Origin of the sequence: Pseudomonas sp. NMS19W, assembly GCF_051554255.1 — a bacterium.
GTDB lineage: Bacteria > Pseudomonadota > Gammaproteobacteria > Pseudomonadales > Pseudomonadaceae > Aquipseudomonas > Aquipseudomonas kribbensis.
Genome location: NZ_CP136718.1, coordinates 2888388 through 2911168, shown reverse-complemented (window position 1 = coordinate 2911168; position 22781 = coordinate 2888388). Strand labels below are relative to the sequence as shown.

Genomic DNA, 22781 nt, shown 5'->3' with positions numbered 1-22781 from the left:
CGCCCGCGAACGAGCCCTCATGTCTGCGCAGCAACAGCCACCGCAAAGCTCCATGGCGATCACCCTGCAGATCGTCTCCATCGTTTTCTACACCTTTATCGCCTTCCTCTGCATCGGTCTGCCGATTGCGGTGCTGCCCGGCTATGTGCACGAACAGCTGGGCTTCAGTGCCGTCGTTGCGGGTCTGGTGATCGGATCGCAATACCTGGCGACTCTGCTGAGCCGTCCCATGGCCGGGCGCATGTCGGATACCGTCGGGACCAAGCGCGCCATCGTTTACGGTTTGCTGGGAATCGTCCTCAGCGGTGTGCTGACATTCCTGTCGACCCTGCTTCAGGACTTTCCGCTGCCAAGCCTGATCATTCTGATTGCCGGGCGTTTACTGCTCGGGATCGCGCAAGGTTTGATCGGTGTCGGCACCATCAGCTGGTGCATGGGCCAGGTCGGCGCCGAGCACACTGCCCGCTCCATCGGCTGGAACGGCATCGCCTCTTATGGCGCCATCGCGATCGGCGCACCGCTGGGCGTGCTGATGGTGGCCGATTACGGTTTTACCAGCCTCGGAATTGCGCTGTCGGTACTGGCCGCCGGCGCTCTGCTGCTGATTCGCAACAAACCTTCCGTGCCGGTGGTGCGCGGCGAGCGGTTGCCGTTCTGGGCGGTGTTCGGACGGATCGCGCCGTTCGGTGCCAGTTTGAGCCTCGCCTCGATCGGTTACGGCACCCTGACCACGTTCATCACCCTTTATTACCTCAATCGCGGCTGGACCGGCGCGGCCTACTGCCTGACGGTATTCGGCGTGTGCTTCATCCTGTCGCGGCTGTTGTTTATTTCCGCCATCGCCCGATTCGGTGGCTTCGCTTCGGCCATCGCCTGTATGAGCATCGAAACCGTCGGGCTGCTGTTGCTGTGGCTCGCACCGTCCACCGGTTACGCACTGATCGGCGCCGGGCTGGCAGGGTTCGGGTTGTCGCTGGTATACCCCGCGCTGGGGGTTGAAGCGATCAAGCAGGTGCCCAACTCCAGCCGTGGTGCCGGGTTGAGTGCTTACGCGGTGTTTTTCGATCTGGCACTGGCGGTTGCCGGGCCGCTGATGGGCGCGGTGGCGTTGAATCTGGGGTATTCGTGGATCTTCCTTTGCGCTGCGCTGTTGTCCGTGAGCGGACTGGCGCTGACCTTGTGGCTCAAGCGTCGGGCGATGGCCTGACGCTTACTGATCCGCCGTCTGCATCCCCGCCCGGGAAGGCTTGCCCAGCGCATTGGAGAAAAACCGCCCGGCTTCGGAAATCAGGTTGCGGTGAATGTCTTCTCGATCCACCCCGTCAGCATCGGTGCACAGCGCGGGCATCGCACGGATCTGTTCTTCATTGCACGGCGCCATGAACACGAAGTGCCCGGCCCCGGCCAGCAACTTGAAGTCCGGTGCGGTCGGCAGTTTGCGCGCCAGGGCGGCGGCGTTCTTGTCGAAGGCCACCAGTTTGTCGCCGTCGCCGCTGTACAGCAGCACCGGCACATGCACGTCGGCCAGGGTGTGCCGGCCGAATTTCAGGCTCAGCGGCGCCATCAGCAGCAAGGCGTGGACTCTCGGGTCGGCCACCGGTTGCAGATCGTCGCGATCAACGATCAGTTCGCCCTGAGTGTTGCAGGCGTCGCGGTCATCCGGACGCTCCTGGCAGTACCTACGCAAGCGATCAAGGTCAGGCTGCGCACCGGATAAAATCAACGCGGTCTCGCCCCCTGCCGAATAACCAATGACACCGACCTGATCGGCGTTCACAAACGGCGCGAGCATGCGGTCGCCAAGTGTGGCGGTAATGGCTTCGGAAATCTGGATCGGCCGGCCATACAGATTGCTCAAGGTGCCGAGGCGACTGTGATCCCTGGAGTTGTCGCCGGGATGAATCACCGCTACCACCACAAAGCCCTTGCGGGCCAGCGATGTGGCGAGGTCGTGCAGGGCCAGCGGCGTGCCGGTGTTGCCGTGAGACAGCATCAGCATCGGAAAGCGGCCGAGGGCGATTTTGGTGTCTTCGCCGGCTTCGACCGAGTAGCCCTCGAGCAGGCTCATGTGCTCGCGGTCGCTGGAGGGATAGAACGCGATGGCACGCATCGGTTGCAGGTCGAGCGGATCGAGGAACGTCATCTCGTGATAACCGACGCTCCAGCGTGGGTGCTGGCCGGGGGCTGCGTGCACTGAATTCAGGCTGCCGAGCAGGCAAATCAGTAACGTTGCACAAAGACGCATCATGGGATGCCCCACCCTGTTGTTACTCAATCGAAAGATCCGTTGTGTTCGACGCCCGAAACTCCGTGGTTCGGTGATCCGGCGCGGCGTTGCACTCAGACGTTGATCGTAAGACTGCATAACCCGGGCCAGATTATGTAACAGTCGGACACAAAAAACTCCGTATCTGGCCCTTGCAGAACCAGAATACAGAGTTTTTTGGGTGTTGCCTGAACGAGAGCTGTTCTTTACGAAAGCCTTACGCAGCGGCGAACAGTTGCTCGCTGATGCGGGCGTGGGCAGCACTCATGGCGTTGTTGCGAACTTCTTCACCGTAGGCCAGGCCTTCGGCGCGGACGATTTCAATGTCGGTGATGCCGAGGAAGCCGAAGACCAGTTTCAGGTAGTCTTCGTGAGCAACGCCCGAAGCCTGACCCGCGTGGATGCCGCCCGAAGTCGATACGATGATCACTTTCTTGCCACCGCACAGGCCTTCAGGGCCTGCTTCGGTGTAGCGGAAAGTCTGGCCGGCGACGGCGATGCGGTCGATCCAGGCCTTGAGCTGGGTTGGCACGGTGAAGTTGTACATCGGCGCGGCAACGACGATGGCGTCAGCAGCGATGAATTCGGCCAGGGTGTTGGCGCTCAGCTCGGCTTCGTGCTGTTGTGCGGCATTGCGCAGTTCAGCGGTGGTGCCGGCGGCAACCAGAGTGGTGGACGAGAAGTGGCTGATGGCGTCGGCAGCCAGGTCGCGGTAGGTCACGACAGCGCTTGGCTCGGCAGTTTGCCAGGCTTTGACGACTTCGGTGCTCAACTGACGGGAAGCGGAGTTGTCGCCCAGAATGCTCGAATCGATGTGCAGCAGTTTCATAGTGGAATCTCCTGGAAAGAATCGCCGGTGGCGACGGAATGGAGACAATCCTACCTACGAAACCAATAGCTGATTAGACGGCAACAATGCGATAGTTTGTCCCACTGATAGAACAGTCGGAATTACCCATGCAAGACCTCAACGATCTCTACTATTTCGCCAAAGTGGTCGAGGCCGGCGGATTCGCCGCTGCCGGCCGCTTGCTGGGCATTCCCAAGTCGCGCCTGTCGCGGCGGATTGCCGAACTGGAAGAACGCCTGAGCGCGCGCCTGCTGCAACGCACCACCCGCCAATTGAAGCTGACCGCCGTGGGCGAACGCTATTTACGCCACTGTCAGGCGATGCTGCTGGAAGCGGAAATGGCCGACGAGACGGTGGCCAGCATGTCCAGCGAACCCCGTGGACGCCTGCGGGTGTCGAGCCCGACCGGGCTGGCCCATGAAATGCTGCCGGTGGTGATCAGCAATTTCCTCGGCAAATACCCGCAGGTACAGCTTGAAGTCACCCTGATCAATCGCCGGGTCGATCTGATCACCGAAGGCATCGATGTCGCCCTGCGGGTGCGCGAACACGGCGACGAAGAACCGATGCTGGTGACCCGCCGCTTGCGTCAGGCGCAAATGGTGGTGGTCGCGAGCCCTTCCTTTATACAGGGCGTGGAAATCAATCATCCGCAGGACTTGAAAACCCTGCCAGTGCTCGGCGCGCTCGAAGCCGATCGCATGGTGCATGTGCGCCTGCTCGATCAGCACGGCAAGAGTTGCGATCTGGCGCTGGAGGCCCGGCTGGGCATCGACGATTTCATCGTGCGCAAGGCTTGCGTGCTGGCTGGCCAGGGTTTCACCCTGCTGCCGATGATGTATTGCGAAGCGGAACTGAACAACGGCACGCTGGTGCAATTGCTGCCGGGCTGGTCGTTGCCCGGCGGCTGGCTGCAAGCGGTGTACCCGCATCGGCGCGGTGTGATGCCGGCGGTGCGCGCGTGGATCGATCACCTGGTCGAATCGTTCAATGCCTGTGGAGAGCGGCTGTTATGAAACAAGGAAAGATGAGCGAAGCGGACGTCGCGGACTTCTGCCTGGCATTGCCCGGCGCCCGGGAAGACTACAAATGGGGCGGCGTGCGGGTGTTCTCGATTGCCGGCAACAAGATGTTCGCCTTGCAGGGGCTGCGCGGTGAGTCGCTGGCGTTCAAGGTCGACAAGGATCTGTTTCTCGGTCATTGCGACCGGCCGGGCATTCACCCGGCACCCTATCTGGCGCGGGCGCAGTGGATCATCATGCACCCGCCCTACCCCTTGAGCGCCGAGGAACTGCGAGGGTTGCTGCAACGCTCTCATCAACTGGTGGTGAGCAAATTGCCGAAGAAAACCCAGGTGGGTTTGCTGCTGTAACTCTACCCCAGCGCCAACAGGTTCGAACCGAGGAACAACTGATCGATCCAGAACACCTGGTGCAGCGCGACGATCACCCAGAACAGAATCTGAAACGGCACCTTGCGCGTCTTGTGCCGGAAGACTTGCTGGGCGATCAATGCACCCGGCCAGCCGCCCGCCAGTTCCACGGCGTGCAGGACGTTTTCCGGCGTGCGCCAGGCGTCGGCGCGGGCCTTGCGCTTGTCGGCCCAGTACAGGAAGAACGCCAGCACGCTGACAATCCCGTAGGCCATCAACGGCACCAATGAGATTCCGCGCAGCCACATCGACAGCGAGCCGAACAGCGGCAACGCGCAGACGATCAGCAGCACGAACAGCTTCAACTTCAGATGCTGGATGCTGCCACCGGAAGGACCGCGATCCGGGCGGCGTGCGCGGGAGTCACTCATGCCTTGGCCGCCGCCCAGTCCACCCAGCCGAACTGCCAGGTCGCCAGAATCAACAGACCGAACACGATCCGGTACCAGGCGAATGCCGCGTAACTGTGGCTGGCGATGAATTTCAGCAAACCGCGCACGGCGATCATGGCGAAAACGAATGCAGTGACAAAACCGATCGCAAACACCGGGAAGTCCGCCGGCACGAACAGCGCACGGTACTTGTAGCCCGAATACACCGCCGCACCGACCATGGTCGGCATCGCCAGGAAAAACGAAAACTCGGTGGCGGTCTTGCGTGACAGACCGAACAACAGGCCGCCAATGATGGTCGAGCCGGAACGCGAGGTACCCGGGATCATCGCCAGACACTGGGCAAAACCGACCTTCAGCGCGTCTTTCCAGGTGATTTCGTCCACGGTTTCGGCGTGCACTTCATGCTGCCGGCGCTCGGCCCACAACATGATGAAACCGCCCACGACCAAAGCCGTCGCCACAGTGATCGGGTTGAACAGGTATTTGTGAATCAGATCGGCAAAGATCACGCCGAGCACCACGGCCGGCAGGAAGGCGATCAGCAGGTTGGCGGTAAAGCGTCGCGCACTCGGCTGGGTCGGCAAGCCGATGACCACGTCGAGAATCTTGCGGCGAAACTCCCAGACCACCGCGAGAATCGCGCCGAGCTGGATGATGATGTTGAACGCCATGGCGCGTTCACCGCCGAAATTCAGCAGGTCGGCGACGATGATCTGGTGTCCGGTACTGGAAATGGGCAAAAACTCCGTCAGCCCTTCTACAACTCCAAGAATCAGTGCCTGCAAGGCGGTCCAAAGGTCCATCAATCCCCCAAAGAGCGATGCGCTCAGGCATGCCCCGATAGTATTTTTTTTACGTTCACTGCGATCAGCGTAGCTGTGTTGCTGTGTTGCTGTGTTGCTGTACCGATTCCGCGCGCCAAGGATCCACACGAAACGGTCAAAATTCCGTGAAATGGCAACTTGGGTTCAGGTTTTCACGCACGGGGCCGAAATCCTAACAGACAAGCCGTAATCGCGCTGCCGCGCTCTACGACTTGGGTCGCGTATGCCCGGCCACTGAAACGTGGTTGGATGCTGGCGGTGATTTATTACAAGAAAAAGAAACCGGAGTGACAGCGTTATGAACAGCTTGCGCAGTGTGTCGATCAGCCGACGCTTGTGGCTCATCTTGATTGTGGCGGTGGTCATGCTGCTGACCCTGGGCCTGCTGATGCTCAAGCAGATCCACGATGACCTGTATCACGCCAAGGCCCAGAAAACTCAACATGTGGTGCAGACCGCCAGCGGTTTGCTGACCTACTACCAGGGCCTGGAAGCGGCCGGAACCCTTACCCGCGACGCCGCCCAGAAACAGGCGCTGACTGCGATTCGCGGCCTGCGCTATGACCAGAGCGACTACTTCTGGATCAACGACCTCACACCCGTGATGGTCATGCACCCGACCAATCCCAAGCTCGAAGGCCAGAACCTCTCTGCGATCCGTGACCCGGACGGTTTTGCGGTGTTCAACGAAATGGTCGCCATCGCCAAGGCCAAGGGCGCCGGCATGGTCGATTACCGTTGGCCGAAACCCGGTGCCAGTGAGCCGGTGGCCAAGACCTCCTACGTGAAACTGTTCGAACCATGGGGCTGGGTGCTGGGTTCCGGCGTGTACGTCGACGATGTGCAGGCCGAGTTTCAGGGCCAGGTGATCAAAGCGTCCGTCGTCGGCCTGGTCATCGCGCTGATCATGGGCGTGCTGGTGATTCTGATTGCCCGCAGCATCGTCCGCCCCTTGCAGGAAACCGTGAACGCCATGGCCAACATTGCCAGCGGCGAAAGCGACCTGACCCGCAGCCTCGACACCCATGGCCAGGACGAAGTCACGCAACTGGCCCATCACTTCAATGCCTTCACCGCCAAGCTGCGCCGGGTCATCGGCGATTTGCAGGTGTCGGCCAGTGCGCTGGGCCAGTCCTCCACTGAACTGGGCAACGACGCGAGCCAGGCCCAACAACGCAGCCAGCAACAATCGCAGCAGATGGAGCTGGTGGCGACGGCCATCAACGAAGTCACCTACGGCGTGCAGGATGTGGCGAAGAACGCCGAGCATGCCGCCAACGAAATGCGCGATGCCGAAGCCCAGGCGCAGCAAGGCCAGATCAACATCGATAGCAGCCTGCAGCAGATCGACAAGCTGTCCGGCACCATTGATCAGGCCGTCGAAGTCATCCGTACGCTGGCGACGGAAAGCACGCAGATCGGCAGTGTTCTGGAAGTGATCCGTTCGATTGCCGAGCAGACAAACCTGCTGGCACTCAACGCCGCCATCGAAGCCGCCCGGGCCGGCGAACAGGGCCGTGGTTTTGCCGTGGTGGCCGATGAAGTCCGCCTGTTGGCGCAACGCACGCAGAAATCCACGGCGGAAATCCAGTCGATGATCGAGCGCCTGCAAAATCATTCCGAAGCCGCGGTGAAAGTGATCGGCGACAGCAGCAAGGCGTCGCAACTGACCATCGAGCAGGCCGGACTGGCCGGCGCCAGCCTCAATGCCATCGGCCAGGCGCTGCGCAACCTCAATGGCCTGAACGCATCGATTGCCAGTGCGACCCTGCAACAGGCGCACGTGGTCGAGGACATCAACCAGAACGTCACCCAGGCCGCCGGCCTTTCCCACAGCACCGCACTGGCTGCCGAGCAATCGAGTGCCGCCAGCGTGCGACTCGGACAGTTGAGCGAGCAACTGAACGGTTTGCTGCGCCAGTTCCGCGTGTGATCCCGGCCACCGGTGGGAGCTCACTCCCGCCGGTTTTTGGGTACAATCCGCTCCCTCTTTTACTCCCTCCAAGGATCTTGCATGTCCGGGCTCGAACTGTTTGCCGCCGCCCTCGGTGTGATCGCCGTCTGGCTGACGGTCAAACAGAACCCCTGGTGCTGGCCGATCGGGCTGGTCATGGTGCTGCTCTACAGCTGGATCTTCTTCGAGGTGAAGCTGTATTCGGACATGTTGCTGCAAGTGGTTTATGCCGCGCTGCAAGTTTACGGCTGGTGGCAATGGACCCGGGCCGGGACGATGCATGACGGGCGTGAGGTCAGCCGGCTCGACTCCCGTTCGATTCTGCAAGGGCTGGCCATCGGCGCCGCCGGCAGCCTTTTTCTGGGCGCGGCCATGGCGCACTGGACCGATGCCGCGCAGCCCTGGCTCGACGCAGCGCTGACCGCTTTCAGCCTGGTCGCGCAATTCTGGATGGCCCACAAGCGCCTGCAATGCTGGGCGCTGTGGTTCGTGCTGGATGTGATCTTCGTTGGCCTGTTTCTTTATAAAGGCCTTTACCTCACCGCTGCGCTGTACGCCCTGTTCACGTTGATCGCAGTGCAGGGCTGGCGGGAATGGCGCGCCGATCCGGCGTTACGCGCATGAAAGTCGTTGTTCTGACCGGGCCGGAATCCACAGGCAAGAGCTGGCTGGCGGCCGGGCTGCAGCAACAGTTCGGCGGTTTGCGGGTGGACGAGTACGTGCGCTGGTTCATCGAGCAGAATCCCCGGGACACCTGCCTCGCCGATATCCCCGAGATCGCTCGCGGCCAATTGCAGTGGGAAGACGAGGCGCGAGCGCAGCAGCCGTCGTTGCTGATTCTCGACACTCATCTGTTGAGCAATATTCTCTGGAGCCAGACGTTGTTCGGCGACTGTCCCGACTGGCTGGAACCGGAACTGCTGGCGCGTCATTACGACTTGCACCTGTTGCTCTCCCCCGAGCAGATCGACTGGACCGACGATGGCCAACGTTGTCAGCCAGCGCTCCGCGAACGCCTGGCCTTCTACGACGCCACCAAAACCTGGCTGGAAGAGCATCGACAACCTTTGCAGATCATTCACGGCGACTGGGCCGAGCGGCAGGTTCAAGCCTTCAACGCCGTCCGTAACCTGCTGGCAGGTTGACCCGGCTTTCGGGTTGCCTGCCCCGTGCATTTCCCCCGATTCGGGGTAAAAGTGTCCGATCCTGAAACACTCCTTCCCCTGCAAAGTCCCCGTTTCAACGGCCTTCATCGCTTTGTCACGCGACTTGTTACATCGCTGAAACACCCTTCTGCAAACCCTTGTCCCAGAGCATTGCAACGGCTTTGCCCAGCAGAATCGACAGGGGTCTGTTTCAGCGTTGAAACAGCATTTGTATCAGCCCTGCACACTCTTTGGCCAACCCATTGAAAAACCGACAGATTTGAAAACCGGCACAGCTTTCGCTCTCTCCTTCACAACGCTGACTTGGGCCAGCCCACTGAAGAAGGAATTGCCGCCGTGGGAAATATCAACAAAGCCTTCACTTGCCTTCTGCTGATCGGATCAGCAGCCAGCACATTCCTCAGTTTCAACGTTCAGGCCGAAGGCAATGGCGTGATCGTGCTCAATCGCGACGTCCAGCCCATTCCGATCGGGCGCAGCGCTCCCGGCAAAGACCCCTATCCGACCACGGTGAATGCCAATCCATCGGGTCGTATCAATCAAGCGATGACCAGCACCGAACTCAACGACGGTGACTTTGCCAGTGTAGCCAGCGGCGCCTCCATTCGCGGCAACATCGGGGTGGATTCCAGTCTGCCCGGCATGAACGTCCTGACCAATCCAAACGGTCTGCCCGGCATGAGCGCCGGTCACGGCGGCGGCGGTGGCGGCACGATTTCCAACACCATCAACCGCTCCCTCAGCACCGGTCTGGCTCCGCTGACCCGCATGGCCGGAGGCCAATAAGATGAATCGTTCCCTGCTCCTGCTGGCTCTGCTTGGCTGCACCAGCGTCATGGCCGATCCGAGCGCCGTGGACAGCGCCAACATTCAGAACTCCGGCGTTCAGTACAACGGCAACTTCAACGTCAACCAGGCCGCCGGCGATCAGCAGCAACAGACTAACGTCAAGTCGATTGCCATCGGCACGTCGGCCAGCGCGACCACCACCATTCACCAGAAACTCGACACCCCCGCCGACCGCTCGATCAACGCGAGCTCGACCATCGGCGGCACCTCATTCAGTAACGGCAACGGCGCACTGGGCGTGAACCAGGGCTCCGGGGCCAACAACCAGATGGCCAACGCCATGCGCATCAGCATCAGTGCTGCACCGCAGAGCGTTGACGATAGCGCCCTTTCCCAACAGAACGTGGCGTTGTTACCGAGCTCAGGAGCAACTGGCACCCCCGGCAGTCGCCAGGTCACGACAAGTGATCAGGCCTTCACCGGCAGTCGCGGGGTAATCCAGGTGAACCAGAGTGCCGGGGTGGGGAACCGAATGGCTAACACCCTGAGCATCCGGGTCGCAGACTGACCCAAACAAGAAGCAGTGCAATTAGAAAGTACCAACACTTAACCAACTAATAAGCACGTCGGAGAAACACCATGAAACCTACAATGGCTCTCAAACCACTGGTTTTCGCACTCGCAGCAGTGATGGCAATCGCAGCACAGGCAGGCGGTCGTGATGACAATCACGGTCATGGTCACGATCACGGCCCAAAAGGCCCAACCCTTGAAGAACTGCTACAAATCGGCGCTGGTGCCGGTGCTGCAGTACTCGACACGCAAAACAACTCTGGCAACACCGTGCTGAACCAGGGCACTCAAAACAACGCTAACGCAAGTAACGCTGTCAATGGCGCCAACGGCAACATTGGGATGAACAACGCCGCTGGCGATGGCAACCAGCAAGACAACGCCGCTGCACTGGCAACCGCCGACGAAAGCTTCATCTTCGGCTCCGCCGTATCCGCCTCCAGCGCAACCCAGGTCAACTCCAACAACACCGTTGCCAACTACTCCAGCACTGCCAACGCCAGCCTGAACAACGTCGGCAACGGCGGCTCGGGTAACATCGGCGTGAACAACGCCGCCGGCAACTTCAACCAACAGAAAAACAACCTGGCAATCGCTGTATCCGGTGGTCGTGTAGCGCAAGCCGCTGCCGCCGCCAACCAAAGCACCACCGGTCTGCAAGTCGGCAACAACGGCACTCAGACCTACAAAAAAGATACCCTTACTGACACATTCACCGCAGGCGGCGCATTCGTGGCCGCAGGCACTGCAACTACCAAAGACGATGATCACGGTCATGGTGGTTATGGTGGTGGCTACGGCGACAACGACCGTGGCCACGGTGGTAACGGCGGCAAAGATCAGAAATCTGATTTCGTTGCCGTGGGTGTCTTCGGTCTGGCTGGTGTGACCACTCAACAAGTGATGACTCCAGACGGCTGGAAAAACCCTGTCACCAACAACGCCAGCATGAGCAACGTAGGCAACAACTGGTCCGGCAACGGTGGCTTCAACAACGCAGCCGGCGTTGGCAACCAACAAAGCAACTCGCTGTCCATCGCTGCAGGTTGCAAAGCCTGCATGTAATCGCGATCGAAACGAAAGCCCCGGAAACGGGGCTTTTCCTCAGTCCGCATAGGCGTATCGATCATGCGTAAGACGACCCTCCTCGCCCTGCTTTGCCTGTCCGGCCTTGCCCAGGCTGCCCAGATGCCCGTGGCTGCCCTGCCGGGTGGCACACTCGTCTACAAGAACGTGCAAAGCATTCGTGAGCGCAAGTTTTCCGACATCGTCGAACAAAAAACCGATTTCAGCTGTGGCGCCGCCGCACTGGCAACGGTACTGCGCCAGGCTTATTGGCTCGACGTCGATGAAGAGCACATCATCAAAGGCATGCTGGTCAACTCCGACCAGGACCTTGTCCGTACACAAGGTTTCTCCATGCTGGACATGAAGCGCTACATAGAAAGCATCGGCATGCGCGCCAGGGGCTACAAGATTCCTCCGGAAAAACTCGACGCGGTCACTATTCCGGTGGTGGTACTGATGGAAATTCGCGGCTACAAGCATTTCGTGGTGCTGCAGCGGGCAGACAAGGATTGGGTCTACATCGGAGACCCGGTTTTAGGACACAAACGCTACAGCCATGATGACTTTGTCAAAGGTTGGAACGGCATCGTCTTTGCCATCGTCGGCCCCGGATACGACAAGACCAATGCGTTACGCAGTCCTCCGGCACCGCTGACCGCCAAGAACAAGCTGGATAACTTCAACCCCGTCAAAGATGCTGAATTGATGGACTTCGGGTTCATACAGAGCGACTTCTTTTAATCGCCGATTATAAAGAGTGGGGCTGGATGTCCCGGGAGCAGCAGATGAAAACCTCATACTGGCTGGCCGCCGCCTGCCTGGCAGCGAGTGCGTCAGGCTATGCCAATGCAGGATTCAAACCCATAGAAATCCAGGATTCGGAGCTGTCACAGCTTCGCGGTCGTTATGTCATGCCGGGGCGGATCATCAGCTTCGGCATCGTCATGAGCAGTACCTGGCGCAACGCCAGCGGTGATCTGATCGGGGCTGCGACCTCGATGCAATTGCAGGCAGCAACCGTAAAACCCGAATTCTATGTCTCGACCATCAAGGAAACCGGCAACGGCAGCACCCCGCAAACGGGTACCGGCTCGGTCATTGGTGGCGCGGGACTCAACAGTTCCCAGGGCGTGACGCAAAGCGTGCGCGCCGCCGGCGACGGCAATACGGCCTACAACAACGTTGCAATCAACGTTTCTGAAGCGAACCAGGCACCGGCGTTGGTACCGGTTCAAGGGCAAGCCTTGATGGCCGGACAAACGATTTCCGGCAGTAACGCTGCCGGCAGCGTCGCGGTTTCGGCCACCGGCGGTGGCGTGCAGATGGCCATCCAGGCTGCCGGCAATCAGGGCACGGCCCTGCAACAAGTGGCTCAAGGAGGCCTGCTGCAAAACACCCGCCTGCTCGGTAACGCGAACGTAGTCAACAACCTGACAACACTCAACGTTGTCCTGAACAACAACGGTATGAGCCCTGGTGCTCTGGACTGCAATCTCTCTCAACTAAGAGCACTACGCAATATCGGATATTGAACTACGCTGAGTCTCGATCCATTGGGCTTAAAGGGACGGCTTATTCATGTATCGATCAGTATCACTGCGTGCCGCTGTATGTTTGAGTACTCTTCTACCCGCGGCGATGCTGCAAGCAGCACCCGATGCGGATGTGGAGACCCTGAAACAGGAACTTCTGGAGCTTAAGCAACGATACGAAGTACAACAGAAAGCCCTGGCGGTGCTCGAACAACGGGTCCGCCAGGTCGAAGATCAACCGGCTTCTCCACCACCAAAACGTCTGGCCAAATCGCCAGCCGACATGAAAGGCAATCCCAAAGTGGCCACCGGTACCGGGGCTGCAGCAGCGTCGGGGGGCGCCGCCGGGGGCAGTGGCGCATCCTATGGCCAGTCGCTGGCCGACGATTCACAACCTGCACAGAGTGTGTCCAACCTGTACGACGAGGCCAGCGGCTTCTTTGGTGGGGGCAAGTTCAGCTTCGAAACCGGTATCACCTATTCGCGTTATGACACGCGCCAGTTGATTCTCAATGGCTTCCTGGCTCTGGACTCGATCTTTCTGGGCAACATCAACCTTGACCGGATCAAGGCCGACACCTGGACCCTCGACCTGACGGGCCGCTACAACTTCGATAACCGCTGGCAGTTCGACGTGAACGTACCGGTGGTGTATCGCGATTCGACTTATCAGTCGGGCGGCGGCAACCAGGGCGCGGCCAACGTGACCACGGAACAGGATGTAACGCGGGATCCGACCATTGGCGACGTCAACTTCGGCATCGCCTACAAGTTCCTGGACGAGTCGGTCAACACCCCGGACGCGGTGGTTACCCTGCGGGTCAAGGCGCCAACCGGCAAGGATCCGTTCGGCATCAAGCTGCGCCAGAGCGACGCCAATTCCAACCTGTTCGTGCCTGACACCCTGCCGACCGGCAACGGCGTCTGGTCGATCACCCCCGGTGTATCGCTGGTCAAGACGTTTGACCCGGCCGTGCTGTTCGGCAGTCTGTCCTACACCCATAACCTGGAAGAGTCGTTCGACGACATCAGCTCGACCGTCAACCAGAAAACACCGGGCAAGGTCCGTATTGGTGACAGCTTCCAGATTGGCGCAGGCATCGCCTTCGCACTCAACGAAAAAATGAGTATGTCGTTCTCGGTGTCCGACCTTGTGCAACGCAAGAGCAAGCTGAAACAGGATGGCGGAGACTGGCAATCGGTGGTGTCCAGCGACGCCAACGCCGGTTACTTTAACGTCGGCATGACCATCGCGGCCACCGACAACCTGACCATCGTGCCCAACTTGTCCATCGGCATGACCGACGATGCCCCGGACTTTTCCTTCAGCCTGAAATTCCCGTACTACTTCTAACCCGCCACAACATGAAAAGGCCCGCTGCGATGCACTCGCAGCGGGCCTTTTTCAGCTTCTTCCCCGAAGAAGCACCGCGCCCTAGCGGATCTGGTGTTTGTGCAACAAGCGGTAGAACGTCGGCCGTGAAACCCCCAGCACTTTGGCAGCCACACTGAGGTTGTCGCTGTGGCGGTTGAGCACATCGCACAATGCCTGGCGTTCGGCCCGGGTCTTGTAGTCTTCGAGGGTGCCCATCGGAGTGGCCAGCGACTGCTGACTGATCAGCCCCAGGTCACGGGCCTCGATCTGCCGCCCTTCAGCCAACACCAGCCCCCGGCGTACACGGTTGGCCAGTTCCCGGACATTGCCCGGCCAGTCGTGCTTGCCCATGGCAATCAGCGCGTCTTCACTGAAGCTACGCGGCCGACGGCCGGTTTCGTGGCTGTAGAAATGGGAAAAGTGGTTGGCCAGCATCGACAGATCACCATGCCGCTCTCGCAACGGCGCGGTCACGACTTGCAGCACATTGAGCCGGTAGTACAAGTCCTCACGAAAGCGCTTTTTCTCGATCGCCGCTTCAAGATCGACGTGGGTGGCCGCCAGCACCCGGACATCCACCGGGATCGGCTGGCTGCCGCCGACTCGTTCAATGTGTTTTTCCTGGAGAAAGCGCAGCAGATTGGCTTGCAGCTCCAGCGGCAGATCGCCGATTTCATCGAGAAACAATGTGCCGCCGTTTGCCGCCTCGATGCGTCCGACCTTGCGTTGATGGGCGCCGGTGAACGCGCCTTTTTCATGACCGAACAGCTCGGACTGGATCAGATGCTCAGGAATCGCCCCGCAGTTGATGGCCACGAACGGTTTGCTATGGCGCTGCGACTGTCGGTGCAGGGTTCGGGCGACCAGTTCTTTACCGGTCCCGCTTTCGCCGCGAATCAGTACCGGTGACTCGGTGGGGGCCAGTTTGCTGAGCAGTTTGCGTAATTCGCGGACCGGTTTGCTGTCACCCAGCAACTCGTGTTCCGGCTGGTCCACATGGACATTGCCTTGGCCACGCAGGCGCGCCATGCCGAATGCCCGACCAAGCGTGACCTGCACCCGCGACACGTCGAACGGCAAGGTATGAAAGTCGAAAAACCATTCACAAACGAAGTCCCCGACGTTCTGCAGGCGCAGCACTTCCTGATTCAGCACGGCGATCCACTCGGTACCGCTGCGGCTGATCAATTCTTTAACCGCTTCGGGACGTTCCAGGTGAAAGGGCTGCAAACGCAGCAAGCCGACATCGCAACTGCGGTCGGCGGCATTTTCGAGGCTACAACTATCAACATCCCAGCCTACGGCGCGTAAACCGGGCAACAATCGGTGACAGTCGTCACAAGGGTCGACTACCAATAAACGTCGTAACGCAGGCGCTTCGCTCATGACTGTTCCTTGGCGCCAAATTATAGGAAATGATTGTAAAAACAGTCATTTGGCAGACCTGGCTGTAACATTAGCAAGAATTTGACGGCGCCTTGTATCGATTGCTTATAGGTGTACAAGTGAAGCAGTTATAAGAACCTGTTTTGTTAGTTGGCTATCGACTCGAATCTTTCACCCAGCTTTCAAAAACTCTCGTCATAGAGATTGTATGAAAGAAAGACGAAATTTCTTCAAATCCTGTGTGACCTGTCAGCGGGTTGCGTGCATCAGTACAAGTAACTCGCCGCACGGTAAGCCCAACCGACGGCACATCACTTGATTGGGCATTACAGAGAGAAGACCCCATGACCGCCCCGCTCCGTATCAACGAAGCTCTTTTGATTGCCAACCACGCCTTTAAACCTTTCCAATGCGTGGCCTGGGCCCCACAAGACGGCAATGGCGAACTGAGCCTGACCGTTATCGACCGCACCAACTCGCAGATTGGTCGCACCCGTATTCCAAGCAGCGCCTATTCCGATCCGGCTCAGCTCGAATTCCTCTTGCAACAGGCTCGTGCCGAACTGAGTGATGAGGGTTATGCACTGCAGTCCTGGTCGATGCCACACTGATCCAAGGGCCATGCGGATGACTTTCAAGTCATCCGCCCTCTTCTTTTAAGTTGCTGAATCCTTTTTAACTTCAGCCACTTTGTACAACTTTCCTCCACACTTTCGCGCCTGAATGCTTGGCAGGCTTGCGACTGGTTCAAAAAGTCACTGTTCTGGCACACAACGACGCTCCACCTGTTAGTTCTGTCAGTTGTACTTGCCCCTGTTCAGGGATTGAATGTTTCGCCATGCAGTTACCGACCCGGCTCCCGGCTATTGGTCAACTTGCAAGGAGGAGCAGGTATGTCAATCCAGTCCGCTATTGCGCTCCCGGCGCTGGCGAATAACGCCGGACAACTCGACAAGAGATTTGCCAATAACGGCGTGGCTCAGGTTTATTTTTCCGGCAGCACGTCCAGCCTGACCCAGCATGTCGCACTTGACCCGCAAGGTCGCATCCTGATCGCCGCCAAGGTCGGCACGCCACAAGGCAGCCGTTTCGGCCTGGCCCGTCTGCTGAATGATGGTTCTGCGGATCTTGGCTTCGGCTTTCAGGGCAGCGTGATCGGCCAGTTCGCCTCTGGTTTCGAAGCCACGGGCAGCAAGGTTCAGGTATTGCCTGACGGGCGAATTCTGCTGGCAGGTCTGCATTACGAGTCCGAACATCGCACCTTGCCCGCCCTCGCCCTGTTCGATGCAGAGGGTCGGCCGGCCCCGGAATTCGGCGACAACGGCCGGAAAATAGTGCGTTTGCCCGGCGATCTGTCCATGGGCACCCGGGACACCTGGCTGCCCCCCGGCGTTCCGGGGGCAGAAGCCTGCGATTTTGCAGTCCAGGATGACGGGCATATTCTGTTGATTGCCAACCACCACTGCTCTTTGGCCGACCATGTCGGCATGCTGATCCGCGTCAAACCCGACGGTAATCTTGATGCAACCTTCAATGGCCGAGGGTTTGTCATGATCCGGCACTTGCTGCTCAATACCTGGCTGGGGAGCTTGTTGCTGCAAGAGGACGGACGAATCGTGGTGGCCGGCGCCATCGACTTCCCGCAGGAAGGCCTGCTCGCACGCTACCTGCCGGACGGGCAGCTCGACGAACGCTTTGCGCTGGACGGTTTCCTGGCCTTCAAGGCTCAAGGGCACAGCGCGCTGGTCAACCAGGTCATCGAATCCGCGAATCACCTGCATTGCTTTGGCAGCAGCCGCGACCCGATCCGTTGCATGGCGCTGTCTGTCCATGGCAACGGTCGCGCCGACCTGCACTGCAACAACGGTCAACCCACCCTTCTGGACATCGGCCCCAGCGGCTGCCAGTGGAGCGCCGCACAACGCATGCCGGACGGTCGGCTTATCGCGGCTGGCGCGACGATTGGCGGGGTCGAGGCCGATTTCATCGTTGCGCGTTATCTGGCCGACGGCCGACTGGACAACAGCTTTGGCGCCGGTCATGGCTGGTTACGTACGCGACTGGGCCGCAGTCTCGACACCGCTACATCCCTGGTGTTGCAACCGGAAGGCGGGATTCTGGTGGGCGGATATTCACTCGATGGCAACTACCGCGCCGTGGTTGCGCGCTATCTGAACCCATGAACAGAAACTTCCCACACTTGATCTTGCTCAACGCTTACGGCACCTTGCGCGCTTCTTAAAGCAAGGAGCAACCGATGTCCGGTTCGATGGCCCAGGCGTTCGCGCACAATTTTCTCGGGCATTCGCCCCGCTGGTACAAGGCGTGCATCGTCGGGTTCCTGATTCTCAACGCCGTGGTGTTGTGGCTGGCAGGTCCCGTTGCCGCCGGCTGGCTGCTGGTGATCGAGTTCATTTTCACCTTGGCCATGGCGCTCAAATGCTACCCGCTGATGCCCGGCGGCTTGCTGCTGATCGAAGCCTTGCTGTTGAAGATGACTACGCCTCAGGCGCTGTACGAAGAGCTTCAACACAACTTCCCGGTGATTCTGCTGCTGATGTTCATGGTCGCCGGCATCTATTTCATGAAGGATCTGCTGCTGTTCCTGTTCTCGCGGCTGCTGCTCGGCGTGCGTTCGAAGATGCTGCTGGCACTGATGTTCTGCTTTTTGTCGGCGTTTCTTTCGGCCTTTCTCGATGCGCTGACCGTAACCGCCGTGATCATCAGTGCCGCCGTCGGCTTCTATTCGGTCTATCACCGTGTCGCCTCCGGCAACGATCCGCGTCAGGACAGCGAATTCAGCGACGATCAGCATTTGCCGAAGCTGCATCACGAGGATTTGGAGCAGTTCCGTGCTTTCCTGCGCAGCCTGCTGATGCATGGCGCTGTCGGGACTGCGCTGGGCGGCGTCTGCACACTGGTTGGCGAGCCGCAGAACCTGCTGATCGGCCACGAGATGGGCTGGCACTTCGCCGAGTTTTTCCTCAAGGTCGCGCCGGTGTCTCTGCCGGTGCTGGTGGCCGGTCTGTTGACCTGCATGTTGCTGGAGAAGCTGCGTTGGTTCGGCTACGGCACCTTGCTGCCGAACAATGTCCGCGCAGTGCTGGCCGATTACGCCCGTGAAGACGATGCCGAACGCACGCCTCGCCAGCGTGCCGCGCTGTTGGTGCAAGGCGCGGCCGCATTGATCCTGATTGCCGGCCTCGCGTTCCATGTCGCCGAAGTGGGCCTGATCGGTCTGATGGTCATTATCCTGATCACCGCATTTACCGGCATCACTGACGAGCATCGTCTGGGCAGCGCGTTCAAGGACGCCATGCCGTTCACTGCACTGCTGGTGGTGTTTTTTGCCGTAGTGGCGGTGATCCATGATCAGCAACTGTTCGCGCCGTTGATCCAGTGGGTACTGGCACTGCCTGCCGAGCAGCAACCGGGGATGCTGTTCATCGCCAACGGTCTGTTGTCGGCGATCAGTGACAACGTGTTCGTGGCGACGATCTACATCACCGAAGTGAAACAGGCATTCCTGTCCGGCCACATGAGCCGTGAACACTTCGAGACCCTGGCGATTGCGATCAACACCGGCACCAACCTGCCGAGCGTGGCGACGCCCAATGGTCAGGCTGCGTTTCTGTTTCTGCTGACGTCGGCGATTGCACCGCTGGTACGGTTGTCCTACGGGCGGATGGTATGGATGGCGTTGCCTTACACCGTGGTGATGGGGCTGCTCGGCTGGTATGCCGTGAGTTACTGGCTGTAGAAACAACAACGGGAGCCCTGGGGCTCCCGTTTTTTTATGCGTCGATCAACGCGGCAAAATGTATTTCTCGATGGCCTGCGCCACACCGTCCTCGGTGTTCGGCCCGGTCACCGCGTCCGCCTGCCGCTTCACGGCGTCTTCTGCCTGGCCCATGGCGATCGACAGGCCGGCGACATGAAACATCGCCGGGTCGTTGCCACCATCGCCAATTGCTGCGGTCTGCGCCAATGGCACGCCGAGATGCTCGGCAAGAGTCGTCAGTGCAGCGCCCTTGTTGGCCTCCAGCGCCGTCACGTCCAGATACACCGGCTGCGAACGCGAGACCTGCGCCATGCCCTCGACCTTCGGCAGCAAGCGCGCCTCCAATTCGATCAGCAGTTCGGTGTTGTTGCTGGTCGCGACGATCTTGTCGATGCGCTCCAGATACGGCTCGAAGCTGTCGACCACCACCGGCGGATAACCCAGACCATGTTGTTCGCGAGGAACCATCGGCCCGTGCGGATCCTTGAGCAGCCAGTCACCACCACTGAACACCCAGATCTCGACTTCCGGCTGATCAGCGAAGAGCGCCAGCGCCGTCAGTGCCGCAGTGGCTGGCAGGTAGTGAGCGACCAGAATGCTGCCGTCCGGATTGACGATCGTGCCGCCGTTGAATGCCGCCGTCGGCAGATCGACGCCCAGGGCTTCGATCTGCTGCAGCATGGCCTTTGGGGGTCGCCCGGTAGCGAGGCTGAACAACACGCCCGCCTCGCGTAGCGCCCGGACGGCATCAATGGTGCGCTGGCTCAGGCTGTGATCGGGCAGCAACAGCGTGCCGTCCATGTCGCTCAGCAGAAAACGGATTGGCTCACTCATCCGAGACCATGCCAGACGCGACCATCGCGAGTCAGCAGATCATCGGCAGCCTGAGGCCCGTCTTCGCCGGCGGCATAAGGCTGAACGCTCGCGTCCTGTTGCCAGGCATCGAGAAACGGCTGCACCGCACGCCAGCCATTCTCGATATTGTCGGCGCGCTGGAACAGCGTCTGGTCACCGGTCAGGCAGTCGTAGATCAGGGTTTCGTAGCCGGTGGAAGGCTGCATTTCGAAGAAATCCTTGTAGGCGAATCCAAGCTCGATGTTGGCCATGTTCAGTGCCGGCCCCGGCCGCTTGGCCAAAAGGTCGAACCACATGCCTTCGTTGGGCTGGATCTGGATGCGCAGGTAGGTCGGCTGCAATTCGTCGACCTCGGTGTCGCGGAACTGCGCATACGGCGCCGGTTTGAAGCAGATGACGATCTCGGTGTCGCGCACGCTCATGCGTTTGCCGGTACGCAGGTAGAATGGCACGCCGACCCAGCGCCAGTTGTCGATCATCACCTTGAGCGCCACGTAGGTTTCGGTGGTGCTGTCGGGCGACACGTTGGCTTCTTCGCGATAACCGGCCAGTGGCTTGCCGTCGATTTCGCCGGCGCTGTACTGGCCGCGCACCGAATTGGCCCGCGCCTCTTCGGTGGTCCATGGACGAATCGCACCGACCACCTTGGCCTTCTCGCCCCGCACCGCATCGGCGCCGAACGCGGCCGGCGGCTCCATCGCCACCATGGCCAGCAACTGGAACAGGTGATTGGGCACCATGTCCCGCAGGGCGCCGGTGTGTTCGTAGAAACTGCCACGGGTTTCGACGCCGACGGTTTCGGCGGCGGTGATCTGTACGTGGTCGATGTAGTGGTTGTTCCAGAACGCTTCGAACAGGCTGTTGGAGAACCGGCTGACCAGAATGTTCTGTACGGTTTCCTTGCCCAGATAGTGATCGATCCGGTAGATCTGCTTTTCCGACATGACCTTGAGCAGGCGGGCGTTCAACGCCTCGGCGGTTTGCAGGTCGGAGCCGAACGGTTTTTCGATCACTACCCTTCTGAAGGCTTCCGGGGTTTCTTCCAGCAGTTTCGCGGCGCCGAGGCGACGCACCACTTCGCTGAAGAAACGCGGCGCGGTGGCCAGGTAGAACACCGCATTGCCGGTGCCGCTGTCGGCGATTTTCGCCGCCAGCGCGGAATAAGTGCTGTCGTCCAGGAAATCGCCCTGGACGTAGCTGATACCTTTGGCGAGCTTGGCCCACAAGGCCGGATCAAGCATCTGATCGCCCTTGCCGACCTTCGCCGCCACTTCGGTACGGATGAAGTCTTCGAGCTTTTGCGCGAAGGCTTCATCCGTGATGGCGTTGTGGTCAACGCCGACGATCCGCAGATTTTCGTCAAGCAAGCCGTCGCGACTGAGGTTGTACAGCGCCGGCATCAGCAAGCGCTTGACCAGGTCGCCGTGGGCACCGAACAAAAACAGCGTGGTCGGTGGTGCGGGTTCTGCCTTGGATTTTCTGCGGATCGTATGGGTCATTTCTTAGCCGTCTCTACGTGGCCGCCGAAGCCGAAGCGCTGGGCCGAGAGGATCTTGTCACCGAACGTGCCCTGACCGCGGGAGCGGTAGCGCGAGAACAGTGAGTTGGACAGCACCGGTACCGGCACCTTTTGTTCCATTGCCGCTTCGATGGTCCATTGACCTTCGCCGCTGTCGGCCACGGAACCGGAGAAGCCATCGAGTTTCGGGTCGACCGCCAGGGCATCGGCGGTCAGGTCGAGCAGCCACGACGACACCACGCTGCCGCGACGCCAGACTTCGGCGATGTCGGCCACGTTCAAGTCGAAACGCTGATCTTCCGGCAGAAGCTCGCTGGACTTGGTCTTGAGGATGTCGAAGCCTTCGGCGAAGGCCGCCATCATGCCGTACTCGATACCGTTGTGAATCATCTTCACGAAGTGACCGGCACCGGCGGGACCGGCGTGGATGTAGCCGTGCTCGGCACGGTGGTCATCGGACTTGCGGTCCTTGGTGCGCGGGATGTCGCCCATGCCCGGCGCCAGTGCGGCGAACAGCGGGTCCAGACGCTTAACGGTCTCGGCATCGCCGCCGATCATCATGCAGTAGCCGCGCTCAAGGCCCCAGACGCCCCCGGAGGTGCCGACGTCGATGTAGTGCAGGCCCTTCTCGGCCAGGGTCTTGGCCCGGCGGATGTCGTCCTTATAGTTGGTGTTGCCGCCATCGATGATGGTGTCGCCCGCCTCGAGCAGCGTGCTCAGGGTTTCGATGGTGTCTTCGGTCGGCGCGCCGGCCGGCAGCATGACCCACACGGCACGCGGCTTGGCCAGGCCTGCGACCAAGGCAGGCAGATCGGCAACGCCGGTAGAGCCCTCGGCGGCCAGGGTGTCGACAAAGGCGGTATTGCGGTCGTAAACAACGGTGGTGTGACCGTTGAGCATCAGACGCCGTGCAATATTGCCGCCCATGCGGCCCAGTCCAATAATCCCGAGTTGCATGTGCTGATGCTCCTTACTACAAATAAAAGTGTGTCAAAGGTTATAGCCCAACGCTCTCA

The 22781-nt window shown here is 60.0% G+C and carries 23 protein-coding genes; 15 read left to right on the top strand and 8 right to left on the bottom strand.

Annotated features, from left to right (window positions below):
* Positions 1-19: 19 nt before the first annotated feature.
* Complete coding sequence (locus tag R1A29_RS13190; protein ID WP_438301792.1) at positions 20-1207, top strand: MFS transporter; 1188 nt, start codon at positions 20-22, stop codon at positions 1205-1207.
* 3 nt (positions 1208-1210) lie between these two features.
* On the opposite strand, the gene R1A29_RS13185 is transcribed toward R1A29_RS13190, so the two are convergent.
* On the bottom strand, positions 1211-2248 hold the full coding sequence (locus R1A29_RS13185) for an alpha/beta hydrolase family protein (RefSeq protein ID WP_438301791.1): 1038 nt from the start codon (positions 2246-2248) through the stop codon (positions 1211-1213).
* A 235-nt stretch (positions 2249-2483) separates the two neighbouring features.
* A complete protein-coding gene (locus tag R1A29_RS13180; RefSeq protein WP_134826742.1) occupies positions 2484-3095 on the bottom strand; it encodes an FMN-dependent NADH-azoreductase in 612 nt (203 codons plus the stop codon).
* Between the two features lie 128 nt (positions 3096-3223).
* Between R1A29_RS13180 and R1A29_RS13175 the strand changes: the two genes are divergently transcribed.
* Positions 3224-4132 carry a LysR substrate-binding domain-containing protein gene (locus R1A29_RS13175; RefSeq protein ID WP_438301790.1) on the top strand — a complete coding sequence of 303 codons (909 nt, stop codon included), beginning with the start codon at positions 3224-3226 and terminating at the stop codon, positions 4130-4132.
* On the top strand, positions 4129-4488 hold the full coding sequence (locus R1A29_RS13170) for an MmcQ/YjbR family DNA-binding protein (RefSeq protein WP_367253363.1): 360 nt from the start codon (positions 4129-4131) through the stop codon (positions 4486-4488). The genes R1A29_RS13175 and R1A29_RS13170 overlap by 4 nt, the downstream gene beginning before the upstream one ends.
* Positions 4489-4490: 2 nt before the next feature.
* Here the strand turns inward: R1A29_RS13170 and R1A29_RS13165 are convergent, their stop codons facing one another.
* Complete coding sequence (locus R1A29_RS13165) at positions 4491-4919, bottom strand: DUF1294 domain-containing protein (protein ID WP_438301789.1); 429 nt, start codon at positions 4917-4919, stop codon at positions 4491-4493.
* Positions 4916-5746, bottom strand: coding sequence for an undecaprenyl-diphosphate phosphatase (locus R1A29_RS13160; protein WP_114882802.1), 831 nt, complete (start codon positions 5744-5746; stop codon positions 4916-4918). Before R1A29_RS13160 ends, R1A29_RS13165 begins: the two co-directional genes overlap by 4 nt.
* 319 nt (positions 5747-6065) lie before the next feature.
* On the opposite strand from R1A29_RS13160, the gene R1A29_RS13155 reads away from it, so the two are divergent.
* From R1A29_RS13155 to R1A29_RS13115, 9 genes are all read left to right on the top strand, one after another.
* The gene (locus R1A29_RS13155; RefSeq protein WP_438301788.1) at positions 6066-7700 is read left to right on the top strand and encodes a methyl-accepting chemotaxis protein; all 1635 of its coding nucleotides are present in this window, start codon (positions 6066-6068) and stop codon (positions 7698-7700) included.
* Between the two features lie 81 nt (positions 7701-7781).
* Positions 7782-8345, top strand: coding sequence for a nicotinamide riboside transporter PnuC (gene pnuC / locus R1A29_RS13150; protein ID WP_438301787.1), 564 nt, complete (start codon positions 7782-7784; stop codon positions 8343-8345).
* On the top strand, positions 8342-8866 hold the full coding sequence (locus tag R1A29_RS13145; protein ID WP_438301786.1) for an AAA family ATPase: 525 nt from the start codon (positions 8342-8344) through the stop codon (positions 8864-8866). Before pnuC ends, R1A29_RS13145 begins: the two co-directional genes overlap by 4 nt.
* Positions 8867-9223: 357 nt before the next feature.
* Positions 9224-9673: a hypothetical protein gene (locus R1A29_RS13140; RefSeq protein WP_438301785.1), complete on the top strand. Its 450-nt coding sequence runs from the start codon at positions 9224-9226 to the stop codon at positions 9671-9673.
* A gap of 1 nt (position 9674) precedes the next feature.
* Positions 9675-10244 carry an adhesin gene (locus tag R1A29_RS13135; RefSeq protein ID WP_085708161.1) on the top strand — a complete coding sequence of 190 codons (570 nt, stop codon included), beginning with the start codon at positions 9675-9677 and terminating at the stop codon, positions 10242-10244.
* Positions 10245-10315: 71 nt separating this feature from the next.
* Positions 10316-11314 (top strand): heme utilization protein, encoded by a 999-nt coding sequence (locus R1A29_RS13130; RefSeq protein WP_438301784.1) that lies wholly within the window; start codon positions 10316-10318, stop codon positions 11312-11314.
* Between the two features lie 63 nt (positions 11315-11377).
* Entirely contained in the window at positions 11378-12058 is a 681-nt protein-coding gene (locus R1A29_RS13125) for a C39 family peptidase (RefSeq protein WP_438301783.1), read from the top strand.
* 44 nt (positions 12059-12102) lie between these two features.
* On the top strand, positions 12103-12849 hold the full coding sequence (locus R1A29_RS13120) for a hypothetical protein (RefSeq protein WP_438301782.1): 747 nt from the start codon (positions 12103-12105) through the stop codon (positions 12847-12849).
* Positions 12850-12895: 46 nt separating this feature from the next.
* Positions 12896-14203 (top strand): hypothetical protein, encoded by a 1308-nt coding sequence (locus R1A29_RS13115; RefSeq protein WP_408985213.1) that lies wholly within the window; start codon positions 12896-12898, stop codon positions 14201-14203.
* Positions 14204-14284: 81 nt separating this feature from the next.
* On the opposite strand, the gene R1A29_RS13110 is transcribed toward R1A29_RS13115, so the two are convergent.
* On the bottom strand, positions 14285-15610 hold the full coding sequence (locus tag R1A29_RS13110; RefSeq protein WP_085708166.1) for a sigma-54 dependent transcriptional regulator: 1326 nt from the start codon (positions 15608-15610) through the stop codon (positions 14285-14287).
* A gap of 344 nt (positions 15611-15954) precedes the next feature.
* On the opposite strand from R1A29_RS13110, the gene R1A29_RS13105 reads away from it, so the two are divergent.
* The 3 genes from R1A29_RS13105 to nhaB all read left to right on the top strand — a co-directional run bounded on the left by R1A29_RS13105 (position 15955) and on the right by nhaB (position 19370).
* Complete coding sequence (locus R1A29_RS13105; protein ID WP_085731086.1) at positions 15955-16221, top strand: hypothetical protein; 267 nt, start codon at positions 15955-15957, stop codon at positions 16219-16221.
* 282 nt (positions 16222-16503) lie between these two features.
* Positions 16504-17793, top strand: coding sequence for a hypothetical protein (locus R1A29_RS13100; protein WP_438301781.1), 1290 nt, complete (start codon positions 16504-16506; stop codon positions 17791-17793).
* A gap of 74 nt (positions 17794-17867) precedes the next feature.
* On the top strand, positions 17868-19370 hold the full coding sequence (gene nhaB, locus R1A29_RS13095; RefSeq protein ID WP_438301780.1) for a sodium/proton antiporter NhaB: 1503 nt from the start codon (positions 17868-17870) through the stop codon (positions 19368-19370).
* Positions 19371-19415: 45 nt separating this feature from the next.
* Here the strand turns inward: nhaB and R1A29_RS13090 are convergent, their stop codons facing one another.
* Genes R1A29_RS13090 through gnd form a run of 3 tightly spaced genes read right to left on the bottom strand, consistent with a single transcriptional unit; the run spans position 19416 to position 22722 of the window.
* The gene (locus tag R1A29_RS13090; RefSeq protein ID WP_438301779.1) at positions 19416-20225 is read right to left on the bottom strand and encodes an HAD family hydrolase; all 810 of its coding nucleotides are present in this window, start codon (positions 20223-20225) and stop codon (positions 19416-19418) included.
* Positions 20222-21745 carry a glucose-6-phosphate dehydrogenase gene (gene zwf / locus R1A29_RS13085; RefSeq protein ID WP_438301778.1) on the bottom strand — a complete coding sequence of 508 codons (1524 nt, stop codon included), beginning with the start codon at positions 21743-21745 and terminating at the stop codon, positions 20222-20224. The genes R1A29_RS13090 and zwf overlap by 4 nt, the downstream gene beginning before the upstream one ends.
* Positions 21742-22722, bottom strand: a complete 981-nt coding sequence (gene gnd, locus R1A29_RS13080) for a phosphogluconate dehydrogenase (NAD(+)-dependent, decarboxylating) (protein ID WP_085708172.1) — start codon at positions 22720-22722, stop codon at positions 21742-21744. Before gnd ends, zwf begins: the two co-directional genes overlap by 4 nt.
* Positions 22723-22781: the final 59 nt, after the last annotated feature.